Origin of the sequence: Embleya sp. NPDC050493 (assembly GCF_044458105.1) — a bacterium.
In the GTDB taxonomy this organism is placed as follows: Bacteria; Actinomycetota; Actinomycetes; order Streptomycetales; family Streptomycetaceae; genus Embleya.
The window spans coordinates 201471-214984 of the sequence record NZ_JBITHP010000005.1 but is presented as its reverse complement, the minus strand read 5'-3'; the positions used below and the strand labels follow the sequence as shown (position 1 = coordinate 214984).

Genomic DNA, 13514 nt, shown 5'->3' with positions numbered 1-13514 from the left:
TTCGATCGGATGGTCCAAGACCGTTATCGCACCGGATCCGATAGTGAAACGGCTATCATTGCCGGTCATGGACCTGCTCCGACACCTCCGGTACTTCCGGACCGTTGCGGAGGAGGGACATGTCGGTCGAGCCGCCGAGCGGCTGCGGATCGCCCAGCCGTCGTTGTCCCAGCGCATCCAGCGACTGGAACGCGAACTCGGCGTGCGGCTGTTCGACCGGAACAGCCGCGGGGTCGCCCTCACCCCGGCCGGCCGGGTCGTCCTGGCCGAGGCGGCCGAGCTGCTCGCCGCCGCCGACCGGCTCGGCGGCGCGGTGGCGGGGTTGCGCGGCGGCAGTACCGGCGCGATCCGCGCGGCGGTGCCGCCCGATCTGGGCGGCGCGGCGGTCGCGGCGATCCTGACCGGCTTTCGGGAGCGCTCGCCGGGCGGCGCCCTGGAACTGCGCGAGCTGGCCACCACTCGGCAACTGCGCGAGTTGGCGGCCGGCACGCTGGACGTCGGCCTGCTCCGGCATCCGTGCGCGGTGGCCGATCTGGAGGTGGGTCCGATGCTGCATCAGCCGCTGGGAGTGCTGCTGGCGGCCGGGGATCCGCTCGCGGCCTCGGCCGAGGTCGCGCTCGCCGATCTGACGGGGTGTGAGCTGGTGCTGTTTCCCCGGGAGTTCGCCCCGGCGCTGTACGACGAGACGCTGACCGCGTGCGCCCGGCACGGCTGTACGCCGGCGCTCGTGCACGATGTGGCCGGCGGCGACTTCGCCCGGGCGCTGGTGTTGTCCGGCGCGGCGGTGGCACTGGCGCCGCCGACCACGCCCGACCCGGGCACGGTGTGGCGCCCGCTGGCGGGCACGCCGCTGGCCTGGCGAACCTCGACCGCTTGGCCGCGTAGCGCCGACGGGCCTGCCGTACGCGCGTTCACCGAGACCGCGCATGCGGCCCTTCGGCGGCATGCCGGGGTGCTCGGCGAGCGTCCGGGGCGTCCGGTCTTCCCGCGTCCGGCCTCGGAGTTCCCGCTGTGACCGGGTCCGGTGCCCCGCGTGCGGGCGTCCGACGTGCCGTTCGGAGCCGGATCGCCGACGCGTTCGCCGACGCGGGGGTGAGCGGTGTGCTGCACGCGGTCGACATCGACGCGGGCACCGAACTCGACCTGGGCGCCGACACCCTGCACAGCACGGCGAGCCTGCACAAACTGTGCCTGGTGGCCACGCTGTTCCGGGAGGCGGCGGCCGGCCGGGTCGAGCTGACCCGGCGCATCGAACTGCCGGCGGGCGCGGAACGCAGCCCCGGGGGCACGGGCGTGGCCGCGATGCTCGATCCGGTCGCCATGTCGCTGCGTGACCTCGCGTCGCTCGCGATCGCGGTGAGCGACAACGCGGCGGCCGACGCGCTGTGGGACGAACTGGGCCTGGACACGGTCAACGCGACCATGGCCGAGTTGGGGCTGACCCGCACGGTGGCGATCGAGCCGCTGCGCGAGATGTACGCGGGCATGCGGGAGGACGCCGGTCCGGCGGGGCCGGCCGGGCTGGTCGACCCGGCGGTCGTGGCCCGGCTGCGGGCGCTGGATCCGCTCCGCTCCAACCGGGGCACCCCGCGCGACCTGACCCGACTCCTGGGCGCGATCTGGCGGGACGAGGCGTGTGGGGGCGAGTACGGGGTCGGGCTGCGGCGGGTGCTCGGCCTCCAGGCGTGGTCGCATCGGCTGGCGTCCGGATTCCCGTTCGACGACGTGCGGGTGTCCGGGAAGACCGGGACGCTGCCGACGATGCGGCACGAGGCGGGAGTGGTCGAGTATCCGGACGGCGGCCGCTACGCGATCGCGATCTGCACCCGGGCGGCCGACACCGCAGCGGCCCTGCCGGCCGCGGACGCGGTGATCGGCACGGCGGCCAGGATGGCGGTCGACGCACTCCGCCTCGTGGAGCGCGGGACCACCACCGGCCGCTGACCGCCGGCCGGCCGGCGCCGCGCGTACCGCACCCCCGCCGTTCGGGCCCTACCGGTTGCGGTAGATATCGCGGCGATTGCCGACAGCCATGACCCATACGATCAGTTGGCCATGTTCGATGGTGTAGACGACTCGATAGTCCCCGACTCGGAGACGCCATCGCGAGCTGTGCCCTTGGAGGGCTTTGATATCGAAAGCCCCGGTGTCGCCCGCGTCCATCGCGCGCTGGAGTTCGGTCAGACGATGGAGGATCCGCACGGCATCGGGGCGGGGAATCTTGAGCAGATCCCGCTGGGCATGCGGCGTGAACCGGGTGACGTAACCCATGCGGAATCAGGCATGGTGGGATCGGAGCAGGGCGGCCATCTCTTCGAGGGAGACCGACCCTTCGACGCCCTCGGATTCCGACTCGTCCGCCAGTGTGTTGAGCCACGAGTCCTCGACGCGGTCCGCCAGCAGACGCAAGCGCCGGTACTCGTGGATGTCGATCACGACGGCTTCCTCCTTTCCCCGCCGCGTGATGATCGTCGGCGTCTCGTCCCGCCGAGCGCGATCGAGAACGTCCGCAAGGTGGCTACGGACGTCAGCCATGGAGGCAATCACAGGCTCACTCATGTCACGAATGTATCAGATGTACATGTAGTACATGGAATCTTTGGGTCTTGCGAGGTCAGATGCCCAGGCGGGTGGCGAGGCCGTCGAGGATGCAGTCGAGGGCGGTCTCGAATTGCCAGCGCGGATCGTCCTTGCGCCGGGCGGCCCCCAGGTACGCGTGGAAGGTGGGGTATCGGCCCGTGCTCATCAGGTAGGTCATCTCCGGGGCCAGGTGCGTGCGCAGTGCGTGGCCGTCGGCCGCACCCCGCACCTCCATCAGCCGCAGGGTGGCCACCTCGGAGGCGGTACGGCCCTGCACGTACGCGCCGACCGTGTCCACGGCGACCATCAACTCGTCGGGCGGAAGGTCGAGTTCGGCCAGCGCGGCCATCCCCCACTCCACCGACGCCAGGCGGTTCGGCGTGAGCGAGATCGCCGCCCGCGCCGACGGCAGTTGCACCAGCCACGGATGCCGCAGGACGATCTCGCGCGTGCTCGTCGCGAGCGTGCGCAGCGTGGCCCGCCAGCCCGCGCCGGTCTCGGGCGCGGTCAGCTCGCCGTAGACCCGGTCGACCATCAGCTCCAACAGGTCGTCCTTGCCCGACACGTACCGATAGGCCGCCATCGGCGCGACGCCCAGCTCGGTCGCCAGCCGCCGCATCGTCACCGCGTCGATGCCCTCGGCGTCGGCGATCGCGACCGCGGCCTCGGCGATCCGGCCCGAGGTGAGCACGGTACGCGGAGCGGGAGTCGGGTTGTCCAGCCGCTCCCACAGCGAGACCCGACGTTCGCCGCCCGCATCCGGCTCCGCCTCTGCCTCTGCCGGTGACGACTTCCTCTTCTGGCCGGCCATGAGTGCGGTCCTTCCGAAGTGCGATGGATGCGGCGATGCGACGGGTGCCGCGGGTACGTCGAAGTTCCGCGTACAACGTATCAAGAGTGGACGCCGTACACGCTGCTGTGTACGTTGTATTTCAACGGATACGTTGTACACGACACCGAGGAGTCACCATGCCCGCCACCACTCCCCTGCGCCTCGCGATCATCGTCGGCAGCACCCGGGACGGCCGCTTCGCGCCCACCGTCGGCGGATGGATCCGCGCCCGTGCCGCCGAACGCGACGACCTCACCGTGGACGTGGTCGACCTGGTCGAGACCCCGCTGCCCACGGTGTTCCCGGCCTTCGGACAGCCGCCGGCGCCCGGCACCGCCGAGTTGCTCGCGAAGGTCTCACCCCGACTGGCCGCCGCCGACGCGTTCGTGATCGTCACGCCGGAGTACAACCACAGCTTCCCGGCCGCGCTGAAGAACGCGATCGACTGGCACAACCCGGAATGGCACGCCAAGCCGGTCGGCTTCGTGTCCTACGGCGGGGTATCCGGCGGTCTGCGTGCGGTCGAGCAGCTGCGAGTCGTGCTGGCCGAACTGCACGCGGTCACCGTCCGGGACACGGTCAGCTTCCACGGGCACTGGGACAAGTTCGACGCCGAGGGCGACGCGGTCGACCCGGCCTCGGACGCCGCCGCGAAGACCATGCTCGATCAACTCGTGTGGTGGGCGCATGCTCTGCGCGACGCCAAGGCCGTGCGCCCGTACGCGGCCTGACGCCTCCTCGACCGTCCGTACCCCACCACCCACCACGGGGGCAGCGCCATGTCACACGCGACCGACACCCCACCCACCAAAATCCCCTTCGGCATCGTCGGCCTGGTCCTCGGCATGTTCCTGGGCATGCTCGACGGCACCATCGTGGGCACCGCACTGCCCACCATCGTCGGCGACCTCGGCGGCCTGGACCGGCTGTCCTGGGTGGTCACCGCCTACCTGCTCGCCGCCGCCGCGGCCACCCCGATCTGGGGCAAGCTCGGCGACCTCTACGGTCGCAAGGGCGCGTTCATGGCCTCGATCGGCGTGTTCCTGGTCGGCTCGATGCTCTCCGGGATGTCCCGGGACATGAACGAGCTGATCCTCTTCCGCGCCGTCCAGGGACTGGGCGCGGGCGGCCTGATGGTCGGCGCCTTCGCGCTGATCGGCGCGCTCGTACCGCCCCGCGACAGCGGCCGGGTGCAGGCGCTGTTCGGCGCGATCATGCCGATCGCGCTGGTCGGCGGACCGCTGCTCGGCGGCTTCCTCACCGATCACCTGAACTGGCGCTGGGCGTTCTACGTCAACGTGCCGGTCGGCCTGCCGGCGCTCGGCATCGTCGGCTTCGGCATCCGGCTCGACACCGTGCGGATCAAGGCCCGGATCGACTACGCCGGCGCCGCCCTGCTCACCACCGGGATCGTCGCACTGACCCTGTTCGCCGGCTGGGCGGGCACCACCTACGCGTGGACCTCGCCGCAGATCCTCGGCCTGGCCGGGCTCACCGTCGTGGCGCTGGCCGCGTTCGTCCCGGTCGAGCGGCGCGCGGTCGAACCGATCATCCCGCCCCGGCTGTTCGCCGACCGCAACTTCGCCGTGGCGCAGGTGCTGAGCTTTCTGGTCGGCGCGGTGATGATGGCCGCCACCAACTACCTCCCGCAGTACATGCAGTTCGTCCGGGGCGCCTCGCCCACCGCGGGTGGCCTGCTGCTCCTGCCGCTGATGTTCGGCATGCTCGGCGTACAGATCACCAGTGGCCGACTGATCAGCCGGACCGGTCGCTACCGCGCCTACCCCATCCTGGGCGCTGCGCTGATGATCGTCGGGGCGCTCGTGCTGCTCGGCCTCGGTGTGGACACTCCCACGGCCGCGGCCTCGGCACTGACCCTGTTGATCGGCGTCGGTGTGGGCTTCGTGATGCAGAGCACCATGCTGATCACGATGAACAGCGCCGACCCCCGCGACCTCGGTGCGGCGAGCGGCACCGCCACGCTCACCCGCACGATCGGCGGCTCGCTCGGCGTCGCGCTGCTGGGTGCGGTGTACGCACACCGTTTCGAAGGCAGCCTGGGGTCGCAGGACGGCCGGCCGGGCTCCGGCGGGGCCGACCTGACCCCGGCCGCGCTGCGCGAGTTGCCCGCCGCCACACGGGACGCCTTCCACACGGCGGTCACCAGCGGCCTGCACGGCGTGGTGATCGGGCTGGCGATCCTGTCCGCGCTCGCGTTCGGGTTGTCCTGGTTCGTCCGCGAGGTCCCCTTGCGCTCGGCCCCCGGCGCACCGGGTGGACCCGCCGCGTCCGACACCGCGTCCGAAGTCGCGGCCGACACCGCTCCGGCACCGGCCGGGGTGCGCGCCGGGTCGAACTAAGCTTCCGGGCGTGGACACCCCAGAACGTACTTCTCCCTGGTCACCCGGCAGCGCCACCGGGGTCGGTTCCATGCCCGGTGAGGACATCCGCGAGACCGTCAAGATGGTGCTCGGCCTGCTGACCGACCTGCCGCACCTGCCCGAGTTGCCCGCCCGCGGGCCCGGTGCCGACCTGACCGGCCGCTCGGCCGGGATGCTGGTCGACCTCTACACCGACGTGCAACCCTCCGGGTGGCGCTTCGTGGACCGCCCCGGGCGCGACCACCGCCGGGCCCGCTCGTACCTGGGCCAGGACCTGGACGCCCTGGAGGAGTTCACCCAGGGCTACACCGGTCCGCTCAAGATCCAGGTCGCCGGTCCGTGGACGCTCGCCGCCACGATCGAACTGACCTACGGCGACAAGGCGTTGGCCGACCCGGGCGCATGCCGGGACCTGGCCGTGTCGCTCGCCGAGGGCATCCGGCTGCATGTGGCCGAGGTGGCTCGGCGGATCCCGGGCGCCGACCTGGTGCTCCAGTTGGACGAGCCCGCGCTGCCCGGCGTGATCGCCGGCGACGTGCCCACCGCCAGCGGCTTCGGCCGGTTGCGGGCGGTGGACAAGGCGGTGGTCCGGGACACGCTGCGGGACGTGATCGCGGTGGCGGGCGTACCGACCGTCGTGCACTGCTGCGCACCGGGCACGCCGGTCACGCTGCTGCGTCAGGCAGGTGCGGCGGGCGTCTCGCTCGACTTCTCGCTGCTGCGACAGTCCCAGGACGAATCGATCGGCGAGGCGGTCGAGGCCGGCTTCCGCTTCTTCGCCGGGGTGGTGCCCGCGCTGCCCCCGGAGAGCGAGGCGTCCGAGGTCGACCCCGGTGTGGGAGCGCGGCCACTGTCCGACCCGCCCGGTACCGTCAGGTCTGTCGGAACGTTGTGGAACAGGCTCGGTTTTCCGCCGGAGTCCCTGGCCGAAGCCGTCGTGGTGACCCCCACGTGTGGCCTCGCCGGTGCCTCTCCGGCGCATGCCCGGGCCGCCCTGTCCCACAGTGTGGCTGCCGGCCGGGTGCTTCGGGACGACCCCGAAGGTGCCATGTAGCGAAACGCGGCGGCGCGCCCGGGCGGCCCGCCCGCGGGACGCCGCGAACCCCATTCGAACTGGTGGCGCTGGAGGGCGACGACGTGGCTGGTGCGACGACCGGAGTGGACGAGATCCCGGCCGAGGTGCGCGAACGCGCCGCGACCCTCGCCCGTGAGCTGGAGGAGCACCGCTTCCGCTACTACGTGAAGGACGCGCCGATCGTCAGCGACGGCGAGTTCGACGCGCTGATGCGGGAGCTGGAGGCGATCGAGGAGGAGTACCCGGCGTTGCGCACGCCGGATTCGCCGACCCAGAAGGTCGGCGGCACGTACTCGACCGACTTCGCCTCGGTGGACCACCTGGAGCGCCTGCTCAGCCTCGACAACGCGATGAACGAGGACGAGCTCGACGAGTGGGACGACCGACTCACCCGCGAGCTGGGCACGGGGTCGTTCCACTATCTGTGCGAGCTCAAGATCGACGGACTGGCGATCAACCTGCTGTACGAGAACGGCCGGCTGGTGCGCGCGTTGACGCGCGGAGACGGCCGGACCGGTGAGGACGTCACGCCGAACATCCGCACGATCGCCGAGATCCCGACCCGGCTGCGCGACGACGGCGGGCACGACGTACCCGAGCTGGTCGAGATCCGCGGCGAGGTGTTCTTCCCGATCGAGAAGTTCGACGAACTGAACGCGCGACTGGTCGAGGCCGGCGAGAAGCCGTTCGCCAACCCGCGCAACGCCGCTGCCGGATCGTTGCGGCAGAAGGATCCGCGAGTGACCGCGTCCCGCCCGCTGCACATGATCGTGCACGGCATCGGCGCTCGCCGGGGCTTCGACATCGACTGCCAGTCGCACGCGTACGAGCGCCTGCACGCGTGGGGGCTGCCGACCGCGCAGCACAACAAGGTGGTCGACACGATCGACGAGGTGAAGGAGTTCGTCCGCTACTACGGCGAGCACCGCAACTCCGTCGAGCACGAGATCGACGGCATCGTGATCAAGGTCGACGAGATCCCGATCCAGGGCCGGCTCGGCGCGACCTCGAAGGCACCTCGGTGGGCGATCGCGTTCAAGTATCCGCCGCAGGAGGTCAACACCAAGCTGCTCGACATCGAGGTGGGCGTCGGGCGTACGGGTCGGGTGACGCCGTATGCGGTGATGGAGCCGGTGACGGTGGCGGGGTCGGTGGTGGCTCGCGCAACGCTGCACAACCAGCAGGTGGTCAAGGCCAAGGGCGTGCTGATCGGCGACACGATCGTGCTGCGCAAGGCCGGTGATGTGATCCCGGAGATCCTCGGTCCGGTCGCCGACCTGCGCGACGGGAGTGAGCGCGAGTTCGAGATGCCGTCCACGTGCCCCGAGTGCGGATCCCGGTTGCGCGCGATGAAGGAGGGCGACATCGACCTGCGTTGCCCGAACGCGCGCTCGTGTCCGGCCCAGTTGCGCGAGCGCATCTTCTACCTCGCGGGCCGCAAGGCGTTCGACATCGAAGCGCTCGGCTACGAGACCGCGATCGCACTCACCCACCCACACGCGGGCCCGTCCGTACTCGACACCGAGGCCGATCTGTTCGACCTGACGGCCGATCAACTGCGTGATGTGCAGATGTTGCGCAAGGTCAATCGCAAGGGCGCAGCGGAGGACGAGAAGGAACTCGTCCCCTATTTCTGGTCGAAGGCCACCTACGACAAGGAGGGCAACGTCAAGAAGCCCTCCGAACCGAAGGCCAACACGCGCAAGCTGATCGAACAGCTGGGCAAGGCCAAGTCCCAGCCGCTGTGGCGGGTACTCACCGCGCTGTGTATCCGGCACGTCAGCGACACCACCGCCCGGGCCATCACGAGCGGCTTCCACGACCTCGACCGGCTCGCCGCGGCCTCCGAGGAGGAGATCGCCGCGGTCGACGGCGTCGGCCCGATCATCGCCAAGGCGGTCACCGAGTGGTTCGCCGAGGACTGGCACCGCGAGATCATCGAGAAGTGGCGCGCGGCCGGTGTGCGACTCGCCGAGGAGGGCGCCGACGAGGAGAAGCCGCCCGGCCCGCTCGACGGAATCGTGACGGTCGTCACCGGAACTCTCACCGGGTACACCCGGGACAGTTCCAAGGAGGCCCTGGAACAGCGCGGCGCCAAGGTGACGGGTTCGGTCTCGAAGAAGACCGACTTCGTGGTCGTGGGCGACAATCCCGGCTCCAAATACGACAAGGCCGTGCAACTGGGCCTGCCGATCCTCGACGACGAGGGCTTCGCCGTACTCCTGGACGAGGGGCCCGAGGCGGCCCGCGCGTGGGTGGCCGAGCGCGCCGGCTGAAAGCGCTCCCTCGCACCGCCGGAACGACCTACCCTGGGCGGGAGCCTGCCCATCCGGCGGCTCGGTGCCCCACAGGCGTACCCGTCCCGGCGCCCGGGATGCCGCCCGACGAGGCCGCAGGGAGCAGGCGCATGGGTCGGATCGGCAGGACGGACCTGTCGCGACTGGCGCGACCACGCGCGTTCTTCATCCACACCGGGATAGTGGCGTTGGCCGGCGTTTTCGCGCTCGTCGTGCCACCGGCGATCGCCGTGGCCGACGGTCGTTGTCCGGTCCCGCTGACCCCCGGCGTGTGGATCATGCTCGCGCTGGTGTCGATCGACGGCGTGTACACGGCGCTCACGCGCCGGGGGTTGTACATCCCCGGCGCGATGCCGTCGATCGCCATCACGTTCGGCCTGCTGCTCGTGCACGGATGGCAGGTCGCCGCGCTGTGGCAGACCGTCCCGGTCCTGGTGTCCGGCCTGCTCAGAGGCGATTCGTGGTGGCGGATCGGCTACACGATGGGCCACTACGTACTCGCCTTCGTCGCCGCCGACGTGGTGCTCGGGTTGTTCGACATCGAGCCGGGCCCGGACGAGGCCCGCGGGCTGCGTGTGGTGGACTTCCCGGTGGTCGCGCTGGCCGGGCTCGCGATGGCGGCCGTCTCCCAGACGTCCGGGTGGCTGGCGCGGGCGAGTTGGCGCGGGACGAGTGTGTTCACGCTGATGCGGGCCGAGGTGCGGGCGCGGCTGGTCTCGCACGGCGCGCTGATCGGCCTGTCCCCGCTGATCGCCGTGGTGACCGCCGAACAACCTTGGTTGCTCCCGCTGTTCGTACTCCCGCTGCACACCCTGTACCGCAGCACGATGGTTCGCTTCGACCGCGAGCAGGAGTCGCGGCACGACGCGCTCACCGGTCTGCCGAACCGGCGGTTGTTGCTGGAGCGCGGCGAGGAGGCACTGGGTCGGGCCGGCGGTCGTGGCGGTCGGGTCGCGCTGTTGCTGCTCGACCTGCACCGCTTCCACGAGGTCAACGACACCCTCGGACACGTCGCGGGCGATCGGCTGTTGCAGCAGGTCGGCGCGCGGCTGGAGACACTGGTCCGCCCGGGGGACACGGTGGCCCGACTCGGTGGCGACGAATTCGCGCTGCTGTTACCGGGGTTGGACATGGGTTCGGATCGACAGACCGCGCAGGAACTGGTCCTGGGCCTCGCGCATCGCATCGTGGACCGGCTCGGCGAGCCGTTCGACCTGGACGAGTTGACCCTGGACGTGGAGGCCAGCGTCGGCGTGGCGATCTTCCCGGACCACGCGAGCGATGTCCTGGGCCTCCTGCAATTCGCCGATGTGGCCATGTACTTGGCCAAACGCTCGCGCAGCGGCGTGGAGCTCTACGACGACTCGCGCGACGTGAACACCCGGGACAAGCTGCTGCTGCTGGGCGATCTGCGTCGGGCGTTGGACAACCACGAGGTCGAACTGCACTATCAGCCGAAGGTTCGGCTCGTGGACGGCCGGGTGGACGGCTGCGAGGCACTGGTGCGCTGGCGGCATCCGACCCGGGGCCAGGTCTCGCCCGAGGAGTTCGTCCTCTTGGCCGAACAGACCGGGCTGATGCCCCGGCTCACCCGCTACGTGGTGGACGTCGCGCTGGACCAGGTGGCCCGCTGGCACGCGGAGGGCATCGACGTCCCGGTCGCGGTGAACATCTCCGCACGCGACATCCACGTGCCCTCGTTCGCCGACTCGGTGGCCGCGGGGCTGCGCGAACACAACGTGGCGGCGGGCGCGTTGCAACTGGAGATCACCGAGCGGGTGCTGCTGGAGGAACCGCAGCGGGCCGCCGAATCGCTGGACGCACTGCGTCGGTTGGGCGTGCGGCTGTCCCTGGACGACTTCGGTACCGGCTACTCCTCGCTCGTACACCTGCGGCACATTCCGGTGAGCGAGATCAAGATCGACCGCTCGTTCGTGGCCCGCCTGACCATGAACGAGGAGGATGCCGCGATCGTCTGCTCGATCGTGCAACTGGCCCACTCGCTGGGCCTGCGCGTGGTCGCCGAGGGCGTCGAGGACGAGGCCACGTACCAGCGGCTGCGCGAACTTGGCTGCGACGCGGCCCAGGGCTGGTTGATGTCCAAGGCGCTCCCGAGCGACGAGGCCACCGCCTGGCTCCTCCGCCACGGCGCAGGCGCCCACGCAACCCCCGTGGCCCCGATGGAACTCCACCACCACCGCAGAGCGGACGTCGGCTGACCACGACGGGTGGTGTCATCCCGGCGGCACCCGACCCGGGTTCCATTCGCGCGAGCGCCGACGGCCCGACGGCCGCCGAGTGCGGGGAGGAACACGGGGGTTCCGCCCCGCAGTCGGTCGGCGGTCGGGCCGGATCGGCTCCGGGTGCGCGGGTCAGCCCGTCGGGCCGCGTCCGCTACTCGAGCCTCGGTAGCCGAGGTCCTGCCGGACGAAGTCCTTCGACACGGCGTGTGGTGACGTGATCGTCGCGGTCGTCCGGCCGGCTCGGACCACTGCGGCGGAGTTGCCGCCGTAGGCCAGCGGGAACAGCTTCGCCTGAAGGCCGGCGGTGGCCTGATAGGGCTGCGCCTTTCCGCCGATGGACGCGTTCACCGTCGCGGGCGCGGTCAGGAACGAGAGCACCTCCACCGTGTCGCGCGGGCTGTTCGTCCCGCTCCTGGGGTTCATCAACCTGGTCTGCCCGCCCGAGGTGGGCCGAGCCGCGGCGAATTGCACCCGATGGGTCAGATAGACCGTGTCCCGGGTGATCACCGGCCAGGCACCGGTCTTGAGCCGGGCCAGGTAGTACGCCGAGATGTCCACCCACGTGTGCCCCGAGTTGGCGGACGGCGCGAACTGGGTGCCCTCCGAGTAGTCGTTCCAGGTGGTCAACTGCACCCAGTCCGTACCGCCGTCGATCGCATTGGTCCACGTGGTGCGCAGGTTCTCGGTGTTGTTCGCCTCGTCGTAGATGCCCTGGTTGGGCCGCTCGTCCTGGACCGCCACCGGCTGCATCCAGATCTTGCCGAGGCTGTGTGCCTTGGCGATGTCCTGCTTGATGTTGCCCTGCCGATCGGGGCTGCGGTTGCCCCAGTTGGAGAAGCCGTAGCTGACGGCCGCGTACTTGTCGGCGTTCGCACCGAAGTTGAGGAACACCGGTACGAGCGCGACCTTGGTCTTGTACGTGTTCGCCATGATCGCGTTGAAGTCCGCCCACCACTGGGGCGAAACCTGCTCGGCCTTGAACGGCGACACCACGACCCGCCCGTCCGCCAACCGCTGTACCACCTTGGACGCGGCCAATTCGTTCATCGACGCGGCCAGCGCGGCGGGTGTGATGTCCTTGAGCGCGGTCATGTCCGGCATCACCACGATGTCGAACTCCGGATCGACCGTCTCCGCCGCCTTGATCAGCGTTTTCAACCGGGTCCAGTGCGCGCTCGTGGTGGACAGCACGTCCACCGTGAAGCCGTCGATGCCGGCTGCGGTCGCCTCGCGCACCTCCTGCTGCATGTCCTGCAACGCCCAGTCGCCGGTGCGCACGTCGCGCGGCTTGGGCCGGTCGCGCAGGAGTCCGCCGTAGGCGGCGTGCTTTCCGCTCTCTCCGTTCGGGTCGAGGTAGTTGCGGGCGTAGTAGTCACGATCCGCCGGTGCGTTCTCGAACGAGGCGGGATAGGGGGTGAAGTAGTGCGCATACACCTTCTTGGTGCTCGCGCGCAGTGCCGCCGTGGACGGCATGGCGAACGGAAGCGGCCCGGCGGAGGGGGCGGGCGCCGGGTCGGATCCCTCGGTCCAGGTCACGGTCGCGCGAGGCGCTTCCTCGGGTTTGCCGCGCGACGACTGGAAGACGGCATGCGCACCGCCGGCCGAGGTCACCGCGAAGGAGTAGCTGCCGTTGCCGGTGAACGCTCCGGAGACGTCGATCGGTGCGCGCTGCCAGGCGGTGAAGCCCTGTCGCGTCCCGACCTGTGCGCCGAGCGCGGGTTGGTTGTTCCAGGTGAGCTTGTCGGCCTGCCAGGGTGCGGTGACCTTGTGCACCCGTACGGTCGTGTCCACCGTGCGGGCCGGGGTGAACTCCAGGGCGAGCTTCACATCACGCGCGCCCGCCGGCACACCCGACACGTCGACGCGTACGAACGCGCGCTTCTCGGCGTTGACTTGGCCGTCACAGGTGGCCGTGCACACCGACAACCACGTGACGTCGGCGTGCGGTTTGGCCGCTCCGGCCTGACTGACGTAGCTGTCCTCCATTCGGATCGTCGCGGATGGGCCGTCGTCCTGCCGGCCCACCGCCACCCCGACCGTCGCGGCGATGCCGACGGCAAGAAAGACGGGCAGAATTCGCTTTCTCAGACGAACCCGCAATGAACC

General features: G+C 70.5%; 11 protein-coding genes. 7 read left to right on the top strand and 4 right to left on the bottom strand.

Translation table 11 applies throughout. The features are described 5' to 3' along the window. Nucleotides 1-67 precede the first annotated feature (67 nt). Together ACIBM5_RS13020 and ACIBM5_RS13015 are read left to right on the top strand one after the other, a co-directional pair. The gene (locus tag ACIBM5_RS13020; protein WP_396006917.1) at nt 68-1015 is read left to right on the top strand and encodes a LysR family transcriptional regulator; all 948 of its coding nucleotides are present in this window, start codon (nt 68-70) and stop codon (nt 1013-1015) included. Beyond that, nucleotides 1012-1944 carry a serine hydrolase gene (locus tag ACIBM5_RS13015; RefSeq protein ID WP_396006916.1) on the top strand — a complete coding sequence of 311 codons (933 nt, stop codon included), beginning with the start codon at nt 1012-1014 and terminating at the stop codon, nt 1942-1944. Before ACIBM5_RS13020 ends, ACIBM5_RS13015 begins: the two co-directional genes overlap by 4 nt. 48 nt (nt 1945-1992) lie before the next feature. Here the strand turns inward: ACIBM5_RS13015 and ACIBM5_RS13010 are convergent, their stop codons facing one another. The 3 genes from ACIBM5_RS13010 to ACIBM5_RS13000 are packed head-to-tail and all read right to left on the bottom strand — an operon-like array spanning nt 1993 to nt 3391. Then, nucleotides 1993-2271: a type II toxin-antitoxin system RelE/ParE family toxin gene (locus ACIBM5_RS13010; protein ID WP_396006915.1), complete on the bottom strand. Its 279-nt coding sequence runs from the start codon at nt 2269-2271 to the stop codon at nt 1993-1995. A 6-nt stretch (nt 2272-2277) separates the two neighbouring features. Further along, entirely contained in the window at nt 2278-2559 is a 282-nt protein-coding gene (locus tag ACIBM5_RS13005) for a type II toxin-antitoxin system Phd/YefM family antitoxin (protein WP_396006914.1), read from the bottom strand. 55 nt (nt 2560-2614) lie between these two features. After that, nucleotides 2615-3391 (bottom strand): TetR/AcrR family transcriptional regulator, encoded by a 777-nt coding sequence (locus ACIBM5_RS13000; RefSeq protein ID WP_396006912.1) that lies wholly within the window; start codon nt 3389-3391, stop codon nt 2615-2617. A gap of 158 nt (nt 3392-3549) precedes the next feature. Between ACIBM5_RS13000 and ACIBM5_RS12995 the strand changes: the two genes are divergently transcribed. From ACIBM5_RS12995 to ACIBM5_RS12975, 5 genes are all read left to right on the top strand, one after another. Beyond that, nucleotides 3550-4143 (top strand): NADPH-dependent FMN reductase, encoded by a 594-nt coding sequence (locus tag ACIBM5_RS12995; protein WP_396006911.1) that lies wholly within the window; start codon nt 3550-3552, stop codon nt 4141-4143. 48 nt (nt 4144-4191) lie between these two features. Then, entirely contained in the window at nt 4192-5772 is a 1581-nt protein-coding gene (locus ACIBM5_RS12990; RefSeq protein WP_396006910.1) for an MDR family MFS transporter, read from the top strand. A 70-nt stretch (nt 5773-5842) separates the two neighbouring features. Continuing rightward, nucleotides 5843-6847, top strand: a complete 1005-nt coding sequence (locus ACIBM5_RS12985; protein ID WP_396007097.1) for a methionine synthase — start codon at nt 5843-5845, stop codon at nt 6845-6847. Nucleotides 6848-6930: 83 nt separating this feature from the next. Next, the gene (ligA, locus tag ACIBM5_RS12980) at nt 6931-9144 is read left to right on the top strand and encodes an NAD-dependent DNA ligase LigA (RefSeq protein WP_396006909.1); all 2214 of its coding nucleotides are present in this window, start codon (nt 6931-6933) and stop codon (nt 9142-9144) included. Between the two features lie 131 nt (nt 9145-9275). Continuing rightward, nucleotides 9276-11384 carry a putative bifunctional diguanylate cyclase/phosphodiesterase gene (locus tag ACIBM5_RS12975; RefSeq protein ID WP_396006908.1) on the top strand — a complete coding sequence of 703 codons (2109 nt, stop codon included), beginning with the start codon at nt 9276-9278 and terminating at the stop codon, nt 11382-11384. Nucleotides 11385-11537: 153 nt separating this feature from the next. On the opposite strand, the gene ACIBM5_RS12970 is transcribed toward ACIBM5_RS12975, so the two are convergent. Then, complete coding sequence (locus ACIBM5_RS12970) at nt 11538-13394, bottom strand: endo-1,3-alpha-glucanase family glycosylhydrolase (RefSeq protein ID WP_396006907.1); 1857 nt, start codon at nt 13392-13394, stop codon at nt 11538-11540. Nucleotides 13395-13514 lie beyond the last annotated feature (120 nt).